The 14,847-nt window shown below is 71.3% G+C and carries 11 protein-coding genes and 2 pseudogenes; 5 read left to right on the forward strand and 8 right to left on the reverse strand.

Features of this window, described 5'->3' with window-relative positions; translation table 11 throughout:
- Positions 1-6: 6 nt before the first annotated feature.
- From ACIQD7_RS06005 to ACIQD7_RS06030, 6 genes are all read right to left on the reverse strand, one after another.
- Positions 7-150, reverse strand: a complete 144-nt coding sequence (locus ACIQD7_RS06005) for a hypothetical protein (RefSeq protein ID WP_402439785.1) — start codon at positions 148-150, stop codon at positions 7-9.
- Positions 147-1,850, reverse strand: coding sequence for a flavin-containing monooxygenase (locus ACIQD7_RS06010; protein WP_402439787.1), 1,704 nt, complete (start codon positions 1,848-1,850; stop codon positions 147-149). Before ACIQD7_RS06010 ends, ACIQD7_RS06005 begins: the two co-directional genes overlap by 4 nt.
- Positions 1,851-1,956: 106 nt before the next feature.
- Positions 1,957-3,177, reverse strand: coding sequence for an MFS transporter (locus ACIQD7_RS06015; RefSeq protein WP_402439789.1), 1,221 nt, complete (start codon positions 3,175-3,177; stop codon positions 1,957-1,959).
- Positions 3,174-3,752: a hypothetical protein gene (locus tag ACIQD7_RS06020; protein WP_402439791.1), complete on the reverse strand. Its 579-nt coding sequence runs from the start codon at positions 3,750-3,752 to the stop codon at positions 3,174-3,176. The genes ACIQD7_RS06015 and ACIQD7_RS06020 overlap by 4 nt, the downstream gene beginning before the upstream one ends.
- Before the next feature lie 98 nt (positions 3,753-3,850).
- The gene (locus tag ACIQD7_RS06025; protein ID WP_402439793.1) at positions 3,851-5,077 is read right to left on the reverse strand and encodes a hypothetical protein; all 1,227 of its coding nucleotides are present in this window, start codon (positions 5,075-5,077) and stop codon (positions 3,851-3,853) included.
- Between the two features lie 90 nt (positions 5,078-5,167).
- Positions 5,168-5,293, reverse strand: coding sequence for a hypothetical protein (locus ACIQD7_RS06030; protein ID WP_402439795.1), 126 nt, complete (start codon positions 5,291-5,293; stop codon positions 5,168-5,170).
- Positions 5,294-6,284: 991 nt separating this feature from the next.
- Between ACIQD7_RS06030 and ACIQD7_RS06035 the strand changes: the two genes are divergently transcribed.
- The 3 genes from ACIQD7_RS06035 (at position 6,285) to ACIQD7_RS06045 (ending at position 12,320) form a co-directional block, all read left to right on the forward strand.
- Entirely contained in the window at positions 6,285-6,866 is a 582-nt protein-coding gene (locus tag ACIQD7_RS06035; protein WP_402439797.1) for a carbonic anhydrase, read from the forward strand.
- Positions 6,867-6,883: 17 nt separating this feature from the next.
- Entirely contained in the window at positions 6,884-8,344 is a 1,461-nt protein-coding gene (locus tag ACIQD7_RS06040) for a SulP family inorganic anion transporter (protein ID WP_402439799.1), read from the forward strand.
- Positions 8,345-9,629: 1,285 nt separating this feature from the next.
- Positions 9,630-12,320 carry a LuxR C-terminal-related transcriptional regulator gene (locus ACIQD7_RS06045; protein ID WP_402439801.1) on the forward strand — a complete coding sequence of 897 codons (2,691 nt, stop codon included), beginning with the start codon at positions 9,630-9,632 and terminating at the stop codon, positions 12,318-12,320.
- A 184-nt stretch (positions 12,321-12,504) separates the two neighbouring features.
- On the opposite strand, the gene ACIQD7_RS06050 is transcribed toward ACIQD7_RS06045, so the two are convergent.
- Together ACIQD7_RS06050 and ACIQD7_RS06055 are read right to left on the reverse strand one after the other, a co-directional pair.
- Positions 12,505-13,461 (reverse strand): Crystal protein ET79, encoded by a 957-nt coding sequence (locus ACIQD7_RS06050; RefSeq protein WP_402439803.1) that lies wholly within the window; start codon positions 13,459-13,461, stop codon positions 12,505-12,507.
- Between the two features lie 97 nt (positions 13,462-13,558).
- Positions 13,559-13,861, reverse strand: a complete 303-nt coding sequence (locus ACIQD7_RS06055; protein ID WP_402439804.1) for a hypothetical protein — start codon at positions 13,859-13,861, stop codon at positions 13,559-13,561.
- Between the two features lie 465 nt (positions 13,862-14,326).
- Here ACIQD7_RS06055 and ACIQD7_RS06060 point away from each other — a divergent pair.
- Together ACIQD7_RS06060 and ACIQD7_RS06065 are read left to right on the forward strand one after the other, a co-directional pair.
- Positions 14,327-14,684: pseudogene (locus ACIQD7_RS06060) on the forward strand (transposase); the annotation flags it as partial.
- 9 nt (positions 14,685-14,693) lie between these two features.
- A pseudogene (locus ACIQD7_RS06065) lies at positions 14,694-14,786 on the forward strand (IS5/IS1182 family transposase); the annotation flags it as partial.
- Positions 14,787-14,847: the final 61 nt, after the last annotated feature.

Consider the following 14,847-nt stretch of genomic DNA (forward strand, 5'->3'; position numbering starts at 1 on the left):
AGGGTCTCACCGACCGACTTCGGGAAAACGGCGCGATGCTTCCGGGATGCTGTCGTCGAGGGTGGTACCTGTCGCCGCGCGCAGAACGGCGCTGATGTCGGGTTCGGCGAGGATGCCGGGTGTCGCTGCCCGCAGATCGTCCGCGTTCACCTCGTCACAGGGCGAGCCGATGGGGTGGTGGGCCCTCCTGCGGAGGAAGAGAGGACGAAGCCGGTGTAACCGCCGCGGGCCACGGCGTCGCATTCCTCTCGGTACCGGTCGAGCCCGCCCGCGTAGGCGAGGAACACGCGGGGTTTGCCCGGGACGTTCGCCCCGGTGTACCAGGAGTCCACCGCCGGGTAGAGCGTACGGGCGGCGATGTCCGCCACGCGTGTCCCCCAGGCGGCCTCGGCGGACGGGGTGACGTCGATCTCGGTGAGACCGTTCCGGAGCAGGTGGTCGATGCAGCCGGTGATCCACTCGACTTGCTGTTCGAGGGACACCGTGATGTTGGTGAGCACGGAGGGGCTGAGTGGGCCGAGGACGGTGAAGAGGTTGGGGAAGCTGGCCGAGACGAGTCCGAGGTGGTTACGGGGGCCTTCGGCCCACCGCTCCCGGAGTGTCACGCCTCCCTTGCCCACGATGTCGATGGCGAGCTGGGAGCCGGTGAGGGCGTCGAAGCCGGTGGCGAAGACGATTGCGTCGAGGTGGTACTCCCTGTCCGGGGTCCGGATGCCCCGGGGGGTGATCCGTTCGATCGGAGTCGTGCGCAGGTCCACAAGCCCCACGTGCGGCAGGTTGTACGTCTCGTAGTAGTCGGTTCCCAGGCAGGGGCGCTTGGTCGCGAACGGGAAGGTGCGGGGGGAGAGCAGTTCCGCCGTCGCGGGGTCGGTCACGATCGACCGGATCTTGGACCGGACGAACTCCGCCACGGTCCCGTTGGCCTTCTCGTCGGTGAGGATGTCGGTGTAGGTGCGAAGCATCCCGTTGAGGAAGCCTTCGTCCCAGGCGGCCTCGTAGGCGGCGGTGCGCTCCGCCTCGTCCGCCTCCAGGGCCGAGCGGGTCGGGGGTGCGAAGACGGTGCCGCCCCGCGAGCGCCGTTGGGCTTCCCGGAACTCGGGGTAACGGGCCTTGAGTGCCGAGCGTTCCGTGGCCCGCAGGGGGCGGTTGCGGGCCGGCAGGACGTAGGCCGGGGTGCGCTGGAAGACGGTCAGGGAGGCCGCCTCGGCGGCGATGACGGGAATGACCTGGACGCCCGAGCACCCGGTGCCGATCACGGCGACCCGCTTCCCCGCGAAGGAGACGTCCTCGCGCGGCCATCGCGCGGTGTGGTGGACGGCGCCGTCGAAGCTGTCGCCACCGGGTGTCTCCGGGTCCTTGGGGACCGACATGCAGCCGGTCGTCAGGATCACGAAGCGGGCGGTGAGGGCCCGTCCGGTGTCTGTGGACAGTCGCCAGCGGTGATCTCGTCCGTCGTACACGGCTCGTGTGACGCGAGTGCGCAGGACGATGTCCTTGCGCAGGTCGAACCGGTCGGCGACGTGGTGGAGGTAGCGCAGGATCTCCGGCTGGGTGGCGTAGCGTTCGCTCCATTCCCACTCCTGGTCGAGTTCCGGGGAGAAGGAGTAGGAGTAGGACATGCTCTCGATGTCGCAGCGGGCCCCGGGATACCGGTTCCAGTACCACGTTCCGCCGATGTCGTCGCCGGCCTCGAAGGCCACGGCCGTCAGGCCGATTTCCCGCAGCCGGTGGAGCTGGTAGAGGCCGGAGGGTCCGGCCCCGACGACCACGGCGTCGACCTGGTCGGCGGCGGACGGGCGGCCGTCGGGCACCGTCGGGGCGCTCGTCGGAGAACTCGTCGGACGGCTCATCTGCGGGCTCCTGTTCTACCGGATCACGGACGGGGTGGTGGGGAGGCGGGAGGTGTCGTGGCGGGTGCCGGGTCGTCCTCCCGTGTGCGGGCCGCCCGGTCGCCCGTCAGGTGGGGCGGCGGCCGTTCATCGCCACCACCGGGACGACCGTGAGGGCGAGGGCCCCGGCGGCCACCGCCAGGACCGGATATCCGGTGCCGCCCATCACCAGCCCCGAGGCCATGCCACCGGTCGCGCCCGCCACGGACATGCCCACGTCCGCGAGGCCCTGCACCGCGGCCCGGTTCTCGGCGGGCGCGGCGTTCGTGAGCATGGTCGTGCCGCCGAGCAGGGCCAGGTTCCAGCCGGCTCCGAGCAGGACCAGCGCGCAGGCCAGGAGGGGGACGGAGGTCGGCGGGGCGAGGCCGGCGAGCAGAGCCGCGCCCAGCAGGACGGCTCCGGCCGTGGTGGCGACCCGCCGCCCGCCGATCCGGTCCGCCAGCAGGCCGCTCAGCGGTGACGGCAGGAACATCGCGCCCACGTGGAGGGCGATGACCAGGCCCACCGCCTGTGCCGTGTGGCCGTGATCTGCCATGTGGACGGGTGTCATGGTCATCACGGCGATCATCACGAGCTGCGCGGTGATCATCACGGTGGCACCGGTGACGACGCCAGGGGCGGGGCGCCCCGCGGGGGAGACCGCGGACGCCTGGGGTGGGGCTGGGGGCAGCGGGTCCGGGCGCAGCCACACCACCAGCACGAGCGCGGCGGCCACGTACGCGACCGCCGCCAGCAGGAAGGGGCCCGTCAGCCGCGGAAGGCCCCAGGTGTCGGCGAGGTCGCCGGTGGGTCCGGTCAGGTTCGGGCCCACGACCGCTCCCAGGGTCATGGCGAACAGGACGGTTCCGGCGGCCCGGCCGCGTCGTTCGGGCGGGGCGAGGTCGGCGCCCGCGTAGCGTGCCAGGAGCCCGGTGACCGTGCCCGCCCCGTACACGAAGAGGGCGGCCAGGAGCAGGACCGGCCAGCGCGCCGCGGCTCCCGCGACCACGCCCGCGCTGCCCAGCACGGCGATGCCGTTGCCGAGCGCCAGTCCCGGACCGCGCCCGAAGCGTCGGCCGACGTACCCGAGACCCACCGCTCCGAAGGCCGCACCGGCGGTGTAGAGCGCGGCCGGGAGGCCTGCCAGACCGGTCGAGCCGAGGAGGTCCTGGGCGAGGAGCGCGCCGACCGTGATGCCGGCCGCCATACCCGCGCCGCCGAGCGTCTGCGAGATGCAGAGCACCGTCAGGGCGCGGCGCTGTTCACGGGAGAACCCCGCCCTGGTGGCCGGGGAGGCCGTCTGGGTCACGTGTGATCCCGCGCGGGAGCCGCCCTCGGCCCGTCGGGCGCTCCCGCCTCGTCGGCCAGGCCGGCTATCTCCGCCAGCGACATGTGCAGTTCGTCGTGCAGGAACCGCACGATCGTCCAGTGCGGCAGGGCGTCGGCGTCGAAGGAGCCGAACTCGGCCGCGTAGAGGGGGATCCAGCGCAGGGCCTCCTCGGCGGCGGTCTCCCGTCCGGGCGCCTCCTGGTAGGCGCCGTAGGAGATGCTCCGGTGGTGGATGAAGTGTCCGCCGGGCAGCCGCCGTTCGCACAGATCGCGGTACTCGCGCGTCTGCAGGATGAGGTAATGCCATATCTCGTCGATGTCCTGCTCGACGGGGAGGAAGAGGCCGCCGAGGCGGTCGGGGTGGCGGGAGACGAGGTAGAGGTAGCGCAGGCACTCGCGGACCCGGTGTCGCACGACCGTGACGGACGGGGCGTCTGGCTCGGCCGAGAAGTGACGCACCACCTCCTCGTACAGAGTCGGGCCGAGCAGTTCTTCGGCGGTGGGCGCCCTGTCGGCTGCGTGGGCCGAGGAGGCGTGGGCGGCGGACGTGGACATGGGCTCCTCCGGGGGTCGTCGTCGGGCGCGCCGGGCCGTCGCGTACGCGGGTACGACCCGTACGAGCGGGCCCCGCGCGCGGGAGGCGACGGGCTGGGTCAGGAAGGGTTGTGCGCGGTCAGCCAGGCGTACTTGCCGGAGCGTCCGACGGGGATGGCGGTGCGGTGCTCCACCTGACAGGCCCGCCCGGTCAGGGCGCCGACGGATGCGGCCAGCTCGGCCGTCTCGCCGGCCGTGAGCGGCGCGTCGTCGAAGGTCGTGTACGCCAGGCGGCACCGGCCTTCGCCGACGAGGTGCAGCTGGTACAGGAAGACACGGGTGCAGACCCCGGTGATACGGGCGTCCAGGTCGGCTTGGGAGACGGGCCCGTCGGGTGTGCGCAGCAGTTCCTTCTCCCGCCCGCAGAAGGAGACGATCCTCTCCGGATCGGCGCTGCCGTCGCGGGTACGGACGCAGTCGCCGGACCGGTAGCGGATCAGCGGCATGTAGGGGTTGCGGGTGCTGGTGACGATGAGGCTGTGGATGCCGCTGCCCGGTTCCACGGGGATCAGCTCCACGCTCATGTCCCGCAGATAGGGCTGGTAGCGGCCTTCGGCGTCGCTGTAGAAGAGGTAGCCGAGTTCGGTGCTGCCGAAGAGGTCGACCACCGGGCAGTCGAAGTGGGCGCGCAGGAGGGCGCGGACGTTCGACGGCGTGTACTCGTAGGCGTGGACGATGCCGGCGGGACGGGGGAAGTCGCTCCACAGGCCCCATGAGGAGACTTTGCGGACCAGGTGCGCCAGGTGGTAGCCGGAACAGTCCAGCAGATAGGCGCCGCCGGGGTGGGCGGTGGCCGCCTCGCGGATCTCGGTGAGCATGCGCTCGACCTCGTCTCGGTCCCAGTCGGCCGGTTCGAGGCGGCGGTTGAGGTACAAGGTGCGGTCGTCGAGCCAGCGTTCGCCGGGGGTGGTGCCGGGCTTGCGGGCGTTCACCCGGGCCACGTGTTCGGTGGCGAGGACGGTGGTCAGGGAGACCCGTCGGGCGCCTTCGTGCCACGAGGTGCCGAGATCGGGGTGCTCGCTCCACAGGTGGTAGTACGAGCGGAGCAGGAAGTAGGGCGGCCGGATGAGCTGCATGCGGGCGTGGTTGGTGCCGGTGGAGAGCACGAACTCGGCCTCTCCCGACTCCAGCGCGCGGGCCAGCGCGGGAGTCATCCAGTTGTCGGGGAACCCGCGGGCTATCTCCGGCTTCTCCAGGATCGGAAAGTGACCGCGCTCGACGGAGGCGCGGTAGATCGGGACGTCACGCACCTTGTCCAGGACGTCGGCACTCGGCAGGCGCTTCACGGGGGCTCTCCGGGGCGGGTCGGCGGCGGGTGGCGGGCGAGGACCGCCGACGCGGCGACGGCCGCGCTGACGGCCCGGGCCGTCAGCGGGTCAGGAGATGCAACCGCTCTTGGTGGTGGTGCTGATGCAGCCGTCCTTGGTGGTCTGGGTGGAGTTGGCGGCGACCCACTTGTGCCACACGGGCTCCTGCGTCATGCGCTTGATGAGCTGATCCATGGTGAGACCTCCTGGAATCGAAGAGAGGGGTACACGTTCGTCAAAAGACGGTTTCGCGACGGCCGTCCATCGGCATCGAACGTAAAGAGATGGTCAATCAGACGTCAAGTCCTGGCTTGCCGATTGACCTGAACTGCACACCTCGCGCCATTTCGAGCCGAGTGCGGCCCGCGAACTCGACGGGATTCGCGTACGCGTGGAGGCCTCTCGCGCCCACGCGAAAAGGGGCACCCCGAACCGACCCGCCGCCGGACGACCCGGCCGTGACGGCACATCGGGACCGCCCGCGAAGCCGAGGCATATGACTCAAGCGCCGCACCGTGAATCCGGTACGGGCTCCCGAAGAGAGTCGCAGAAGTCGGCGAAGCGGGCGTTTCTCCTCGTACACGCGGTGGTGACGCCGACGGAACGACCGATGACGGCGCGGTCGGCGACGAGGCGACCGGCGGGGCGAACCCAGCGCGTGAACGCGGATCCGGCCAAACAGCCCTCACTTTTTGGGCTCTTTCCCGGTCGACACGTGCAGTTAACCTTGCGAGCAACTTTACTTGCTTATGGTGTTCTTGACCAATGGTTGACGATCTCTTGGTTTGGGCCACGGGCGTGAACCTGCCGAAGGGAAGAACGTGCCGCGAGCCACGACGACCCGGAGCGTGTCGGAGTTCTTTTCCGTCCCGCTGCCCACGTCCCCGCTCCTCGCCGCCACGGCTTCCTTCACGCACGCTCACCCCTCTGGCTGTCCCGCCGGCGGCCAGGCCGGGACCACCCCTCCCGGCCCGAAGCCGCGCAGTGGGGCCTCGAACCGAGGACCGGCGGCCGGGCTCGACCGCGCCGCGTTCAAGGCCGTGCACGGCCGCGCGTCGAGTAGATCCACGGCTCCTTCCGGGGCCGCGCTTCAGATGTTCCACCACTGATCCGGTGGACCGTCCCCATGTCTCCGTCATGCACACCCGACGCGCCGTCACGGCGCGCCAGGAGGAATCACCACACCATGCAGCCTCTCATCGACAACGCGCGTACCTTCGGACGGCGTCCCGAGGTTTTCGCGGGCCTCGCCGCAGGCCAGTCCCCCGAGGTCCTGTTCATCACCTGCTCCGACTCCCGGGTCGTACCGGCCCTCATCACGGGCGCCCGGCCCGGCGAGCTGTTCGAGCTGCGCACCGCCGGCAACATCGTTCCCCCGTACGCCTCCACCACCCCCACCGGCGAGGCGGCCACGATCGAATACGCCGTGGAAGTCCTCGGCGTCAAGGACATCGTGGTGTGCGGCCACTCCCACTGCGGCGCGGTCGGTGCCGTGGTGCGTGGTGACGACCTGAACTCGGTTCCCGCCGTACGGGACTGGCTCGCGCACGCCGCGAAAGAACCCGAGTGCTCCGACCCCACCGACCCTACGGTCGCCGAGGCCGTGCAGAACCACGTCCTGACGCAGCTCCTGCGGCTGCGCTCCTACCCCTGTGTCGAACAGCGCCTGCGAGCCGACGAACTCCGCCTGCACGGCTGGTACTACGAGGTCCACACCGGACTCGTACGCGAACACCACGCGGACACCGACACGTTCGAAGCGCTCTGAGGGAAGAGGTGAACGCCATGCTGTCCAAGTTCCCCCACTTACGTCAGGACTTCCTCGCCTCCGTCGTCGTCTTCCTCGTCGCGGTGCCCCTGTGCGTGGGAGTGGCGGTCGCCTCCGGCGTCCCGGCCGAGCTGGGACTCGTCACCGGCATCGTCGGCGGCCTCGTCACCGGCCTCATGCGCGGCAGCAGTCTCCAGGTGTCAGGACCGGCCGCCGGCCTGACCGTGATCGTCTTCGAGGCGGTCAGCGAGTTCGGGGTGAGCACGCTCGGCGTGATCGTGCTGGTCGCCGGCCTGCTCCAGCTCGCCATGGGGTTCTTCCGGATCGGCCGCTGGTTCAGGGCCATATCCGTCTCCGTCGTCGAGGGCATGCTCTGCGGCATCGGCCTGGTGATCATCGCCGGGCAGATCTACGCCGCGGCGGGCCTGAAGGCCCCGGAGACCGGCATCGGGAAGATCATCGGTCTGCCCCGCGCGTTCGCCGACGCGCTCGGGAGCGCCGAGGCCCTGGCCTCCCTCGCGATCGGTGCGGGCACCATCGCCGTCATCGTGCTGTGGGGAAGGCTGCCGAAGCGGGTGCGGGCCGTGCCCGGGGCCCTCGCCGCGGTGGTGCTGGCGACGGCCATCACCCTCGGCCTCGGGCTACCGGTCGCCACCGTCGAGGTGGAGGGCCTGTTCGGTGTCGTCCAGCCGCCCGGTGCCGAGGCCTTCGGTGAACTGGCCAGTCCCGCCATCTGGGGCACGATCATCGCGTTCGCGCTGATCGCCTCGGCGGAGAGCCTGTTCAGCGCGGCCGCCGTGGACCGGCTGCACGACGGTCCGCGCACCGAGTACGACAAGGAGATGGTCGCCCAGGGCACGGGCAACACGGTCTGCGGCCTGCTCGGTGCCCTGCCCATGACCGCAGTCATCGTCCGCAGTTCGGCGAACGTCAACGCCGGTGCGAAAACCAAGGCGTCGCGCGTCCTGCACGGCGTGTGGCTGCTGCTGTTCGCCGCCGCGCTCCCGTTCGCCCTGGCGCTGATCCCCCTGCCCGCGCTCGCCGGCATCCTCGTGCACGCGGGCTGGAAACTGATCCCGTTCCGCCAGGTCGCCGCGCTGTGGCGGGAACACAGGGGCGAGGCGGCGATCCTGGTGGTGACGGCCCTCGCCATCGTCGTGGTGAACATGTTCGAGGGCGTCCTGATCGGCCTGGCCCTGGCGATCGTGAAGACCGCGTGGGAGGCCTCGCACGTCAGACTGGAGGTCATCGACAAGGGCGCGGGCCCCATCGAGGCATACCTGACGGGCAACGCCACGTTCCTCCGCCTGCCGAAGATCCTCGACACGCTGGAGTCCCTCCCGCAGGACCGCCCGGTCGAGCTCGACCTGTCAGGGCTGCACCACCTCGACCACGCCTGTCGCACAGCGCTGGAGAGCTGGGCCGAACGGCACAGCGCGACCGGCATCGAACCGGTGAAGCTCACCACCGCGGCCTGAGCCGACGAACGACGGATCGGTCCCCGGCCGTCAGAGGTCGCCGGGGCTGCCGGCAGCCCCGGCGACCGGGAAACGAACAGGTGCAGCGCACGTGGGGCATCGGGCTCCGGTGCCCGCACGTACAGAAGCCCCAGCCGAGGCCGGGCGTCGGATCACCGTTTCGGACGCCCGGATCCGGAACGCGTCCGGGTCGGTACGCCCCGCACAGCCGGAGGAGGCCCGCAATCGACCGCGGGAAGCGGGTTGCGGGACACCGGCCGGAGCGTGGCGGCCCGTCAGATCACCTTTTTCGCCCTCGAGTCGGACCAGGCCGACATGGCGCCCGTCGTCGAGAACCCTCCAGCCGACCGTGTTCTCCCTGACTGGAGCACCACTCGGCGGGGCGCGAAGGTCAGGGCCGTTTCTGGTGTCGAGCCGGGCACCAGCCGGAACCGACCCGCGCGAGTGCGGCCACGGCGATGAGGGTGGCTGTCCGTGGCACCCGGCCACCGGCGAACCAGCCGGTGGCCGGGGCCGAAGGCGCGGGTGTTCCAGACGAAGGTGGTGCCGCAGTCGGGCGTCTCTCGGTTGGGCCCGCGGAAGGCGAAGGCGGTGAGCAGGATCGGCACGAACCCGAGGAGGAGCGCGGCCGGGACGAGGTCGGTGCCACTCTTCCCCAGCCTTCGGCAGCCGTGCGTTTCCCGCCCGCAGCCGGGTCGGCCCATCCACCTCGCCGCCCGTGTCACGGCGTCCGGGCACGGCCTGGTTCTCGTCCTCGCGCACCCACGTCCGCAGCGACTCCGCGGTGATGCCCAGATCCGCGGCCACCGCCCCGTACGTCCGCTTCCGGCCGCTGCCGCGGCACGGTGGAGCGCGCCCACGTCCTTCCTGGACTCCTCCGGATACGAGGACCTGCGTCCTACGCAGACGTCCCTCCCCGGACCGTCAAGAACCATCGTCAGGATGTCCACTCCGAAGGATCGCCCTCACCGCACTCCCTCCCCCGCCTCGCGATCACCCCGACACTCCCGCGCGGGCGAGGAGTGGCATACCGGCCGAAAGATCGTCCGCCGGTCTGGCGGCGCACGGGGACGGGCAGGAAGGGGGAGCGCCCACCCGGCGCCCACGGCGACGCCGAACAGCGAGGGAGGAGCGAAGTGATCCCGTACGACGCCTTACGGCCATTTCCGCGTCCGGGCGGCCGTCCCGCCAACCGATCCGCTCCACAACACCTCCTGCACACCAGAACGACGTAACCGGAACCGAACAGGGATCCTGTCGCCGAGAAAGAGGAGAGTGGGGATCAGTGCTGTGGGAGCGGGACGAGGTACTGGACACGGCCGCCACGGCGGGGGAAGCCGCGCGGGCGGGCAACGGACGCTGGATGCGGGTCACCGGGGCGGTGCCCGGCATGGGCAGGACCGCCCTGCTCGACGAGGTCGTGCGACGGCAGACCGCCGACGGCATGCGTGTCGAGCACGCGCGCGGCACGCCGGAGGAGGCCGCGTTCCCGTACGGACTCGTCCGCCGGCTCTTCACCGAGGACTTCGGGGGCGTCCCCTTCGCCACGCCCACCGGACACGGCGAGCAATGGTTGTACCACCGGCTGCTGACCCGGCTGGCTCGCCTCGCCACCGGGCGCCCGGTGCTGCTCGCGGTGGATGATCTGCACCACGCCGACGAACCGTCCCGGCGCTGGATCGGCTATCTGGCGCGCCGCATCGCTGAACTTCCCGTCCTCCTGGTGACCACCGCCTGCGCGGGCTACACCGACCCCCCGGCGTTTCCTGCGGACACGGGCACATCCGTCGAGCTGCGCCCGCTCAGCGACCCTGCGGTCGTCCGTATCGCGAGGGCGGCGGGTCTGAGCACCCAGGAGATCACGACCTGTGTCGAGGCGGGTGCGGGCAATCCGGCGCTGGTGCGCGCCTTGGTCGCCGATCTCCGCGACGGACCGTTTCCCCGCTCGTCCCCGGCCCCGGTGCGCAGCCGCTACCGGGAGACGATCACCGGCTGGATCCGGAGTCTCCCCGATCCGCGCTCGCGTCACGACTGCCTAGCCCTTGCCGTGGCGGCCGGGGGAGGGACGACCTCGGGCCTCACCGACCGGGTCACCGGCCTCTGCCCGACCCGGCCCGCATCCGGCTCCCCGTCGATGGGCCAGCGCCTCGGCATCCTGCTGCGCCACCCTCTCGCGAGGGAGGCCGTTCTCGCCGCCGCCGAACCCGAGGAGCTGTCCGTGCTGCACACCCGGGTGGCCCAGGTGCTGGCCGAGGAGGGCGCGCCCGCCACCGCCGTCGCCGCCCGGCTCCTGCATGTGGACCGGCCCGGGGAGGCATGGATGGTCCGCTCCCTGGAGGAGGCGGCGGACGAGGCGCTGCGCGCGGGCCGGCCCGCCGAGTCCGCCGGGTATCTGCGCCATGCCCTGAGCGGGCCGCTCGCCCCGGACCGCCGCGCCGGTCTCGCGATGCGCCTCGGCGCGCTGGAGCTTCCCGGCAACGTGACCGCCGGAATCCGCTGGTTGCACACCGGACTTGAGCTCCACACCGATCTCCGGGAACGCGCGAGCGCCGCGAGCGCGCTCAGCGCCGGCCTGGTCGCGGGGCGGGACCCCGACGCCGCGTTACGGATCCTGCGCCAGGTCGGCCGGGCCGCCGACGACGACGAGCTCGTCCATGTGCTGCAAGCGCTCGGCGCCCTCGTCTCCTCGCACGACGCCGAAGCCTGGCGCGACGCCGTCTCCGCGCTGCGCGCGCTCGCCCCGGTGGCTCCGCCCACCGTCGAGCCCCTGGTGTGCGGACTGATCACCGAGTACGAGGCCGGGGCCGGACTCTGTTCGGCGGCGGAGGCGGTGGCCAGGGTCGAACGGCGCCTGGGGGCACCGGTGGACCAGCGCCTGCGGACCGCCTGGCTCGGCAGCGCGGCCACGCTTCTGCAGTGGGCTGACCGTCTGGAGGAGGCGCGCGCACTCGCCGCCCGGTGTCTGCCCTCCTCGCCGGTCCCCCCGGACCTGACGGACATGGGCCTCCAGTGCCTGCTCAGCGTACGGGCCGAGGCGGCGCTCTGGGCCGGCGAGTTCGGCCGCGTCATCGACGAGAACGTCGCCTGGGTGGAGCTGTCCGCCGGACAGGGCGTCCGGCTGCCCCATCTGGCGGCCATGGTGGCGCTCGCCCGGTCCGAGACCGGGGCGCGCGCCGAGGCGTGGGAGGCGGTGACCGTCGCCGGGCCGTCCGGCGCCGACACCTCCTGGGAGTGGAGCGAACTCGGCTACGCGCGCGCCCGGCTCCACGAGACGGACGGCGACTGGCGGGCCGCCCTCGAAGGTCACCTGGCCTGTGGAGTCGGCCAGAGCGCTCGTGACTTCGTCAGCCCGGTCGCCACACCATGGCGCTCGGGGGCGGCGCTCGCCCTGGCGCGGCTCGGACGCCGGGAGGAGGCGCGCGAGCTCGCCGAGGAGGAACTCCGCCACGCCCGCGTCTGGGGAACCGGGCGCACCATCGGCCGGGCGCTGCGCGCCCACGCAGCCGCCCTCGGCGGCCGACTGGCCCTGGAATCCCTCACCGAGGCTGCGGAATTGCTCGGCTCGGCCCCCGCGCCGGTGGAACTCGTGGAGACCCTCGTCGCTCTCGGCCGTGCCCGCCTCGACGCCGGCAACGGCCGCAAGGGCCGTGACACCCTGCGCGAGGCGCACGCCGTGGCGCTGCGGCTCGCCGCGCAGAAGTCGGGAGCCCGCCGTCTCCTGGATCTGACCGAGGAGGCGCTGCGCCGGGGCGGCGCCCGGAAGACCAACGGCGGACAGGCGCTGACCGCGGCCGAACGGCGGGTCGCCGAACTGGCCGCCGCGGGGCACACCAACGCACGGATCTCCTCCTCGCTGTGTCTCACCCGCCGCACCGTGGAAATGCATCTCACCAACGCCTACAGGAAGCTGCGGATCGCCCGGCGGACCCAACTCGTGGCGGTGCTGGCGCGGGAGACGCGCCCCGCGGGCGAGTGACACCCCGTTCGCCACCGGTTGCCGTGTGCGGGCCCCCGCCGCACACCGCACCGCGCCCCGCCGGTGATCCGGCGGGGCGCGGAGGCCTCATGAACGGTCGATCGCGTCCGTGAGTGGTCCGGGTGGTGGCGGGGCGGGGGCCGCCGCGCTCATCCCCTGGACGGGGCCACCCGGACCGGCACGGTCAGAGCTTCGTCAAAGTGAAGGCGACCGTGGCGTTGTTCCCACTACCGCCCTGACGGGTGCAATCGAATCCGGACGGAGCGGTGCAGGAGTACCCGTTGCTGCCCGAGTAGGGGTTGTTCCAGTACACCTTGACCTTGTTGGTCTCCCCGGACACATTGAAACTCACCTCGCCCTCCGTGCCGGTCATGAAGCCGTCGGACTCGCTCTGCCAGTTGCCGGAGACACCGGACTGGATGATGGAGGGCGGCAGCATGTTGGTGGACCAGATGCCCCAGTGCAGTTGCGAGGTGGAGCGAGTGAGCAGCCGGCCCGAGACATTGGTCAGGGTGACGTTGGTGCTGCGCGCGGCATTGGCCCTGAGCGGATTGGCCGCCACGCCCCGGGCCTTGGTCGCGCCGGACGCCTTCTTCGCAGCCGACGCCTTCTTCCAGAGGTCGAACTTCACCGAGGCGTTGTTCCCACTGCCGCCGTACTTGTCGCACTGGTACGCCGCAGGGACGACGCAACTGTAGCTGTTGGATCCCGAGTAGGGGTTCTTCCAGTGAATGCGGACCTCTCCGCCCCCGGGAATCGCGTACGTCACCTTCCCCTCGGTTCCGGTCATGAAACCGCAGGATTCGCTCTGCCATATGGGCTGCGCGCCATTGGCTACGGTGTCGGGCGGCAGCATGTCGGTCGTCCAGCAGCCGTGGGGCAGTTCGTCCCACGTCTTGACCAGATTGGTTCCGGAATAGTTGATCAGTTCGACCTGGGTGGAGCGGGCCGCGGCGACGCCCACCTGGCCCTTGGACTCGTCCTCGGCCTCCGTGGCGCGCTGTTCGACAGCCGCTGCCCGAGTTCCGGGCCGCGCGTCGACCGCCTGCGCCGCCGGGGCCAGGGCAACCACTCCGGCCGCCATCAGGACGGCGGTGAGAGCGCCCGCCGCGGCGCGGCGCACACCAGTGATGCGAGTCATTCTCTTCATGGTTTCACCCGTTCTGTTCGAACGGCGGGGAGTGCGCCGCTCCGGTCAGGTTCACTACGCACGGGCTCATGGCCCGACGCGGAGGGGATCACTGGTAGTAGAGGTCGTATGTTTCGTACGGGGTGGCCTCGATCATGTATTGACTGGCCATTCCAAAGCCCACCAGAGTGGCGTACGCGGCCATCGCCGCGAAGTACGAGGGGTAATTTCCGCCATAGATCCAGATGTTCGCCGCTGCCAGGCCTTCCCGGCCGGCGGGTACGGCGGAGGTGCTCGTCCGGTCGGTATTGCCGACCGATGCCGTGGCGGCATGTGCCTGAGCGGTTCCGCCGATCAGAACAGCGGACGCAAGCACGGCGCTGACCGCGGCCTTCCGAATTCCTCTTCGCATAACGATCCCTTCCTGGGCGTTCCGTGGTCGCGATCGGTCGCCCGCGGCTCGTGTGCCGCCGGACCCCCGGACCGCGAAGTGCGGTGGCGGTCACAGAATGGCATGTCATTGCTACGTACAGGCATTGTGGAAAACCGCATACATACGACTCCCGCCGCCCGCCGGCGCCTCCGCGAGCGGGATGGCGTGGGTTCCTGCCCGGCCGCCCCGGCGCCGTGTCCCGCGGATGCGGTCGAGCCCGCGGCCTTCGCCCCGGCCGGTGCGCAAAGGGTGGGGCCGTCCGGGTGGCCGCCCGCGCCAGTGGGGCATCCGGCCGTTCCCGAACGATCGCCGCTTCACCGGCGGGCGTTCCCGGACATGCGGGAACCCCCCGATTCGGCTGGGCCGGACCAGGGGTCCTCAGACCGTGTCCTATGCGGTGAGGCGGTCATTGGGCTGGTCGTGGGGCGGGATACGTGAAGTGGGATCGTTCAGGACGGGCTGCGGGAGATCGCGAAGCCGCTGATCCCGCCGTCCAGTGCGCGGCCGCAGGGCGGCGGGACGCAGGACGCGCCTGATGAGACGCTGTCCGCCGCGATCATCTACGTCCTGGTCAGCGAGTGCGCCCGGCGGTCACTGCCACCGTGCTTCGGCATATCGAGGTCCACCGCTCACCGCCGGTTCCCGATCTGGTCATGGGCCGGAGTGCGGGGCCGACTGCACGAGGAGATCCTGCACCGCCTCGATGACACCGGCCTGCTCGACCTGTCCCGCGCCGCCCTCGATTCCGCCCGCGTCAGGACGGAAAAGGGGCGGACCCACCGGTCCGAGCCTCGTGGACCGGTGCGAAGCGGTCGCCGTGCTGGTCACCGCGGCGAGCGTGCAGGGCTCCGCCGCCCGCAACGCGCTGCTCGACCGGGTCGCCGTGGATCATCCCGGCGTCCGGGGCAGCCGATCATCAGTGGTCCGCAACGACGACAGGTGGCCGTGCGTGAGTGATGGTGAAG

This window comes from Streptomyces sp. NPDC093071 (assembly GCF_044754545.1).
Classification (GTDB): Bacteria; Actinomycetota; Actinomycetes; order Streptomycetales; family Streptomycetaceae; genus Streptomyces.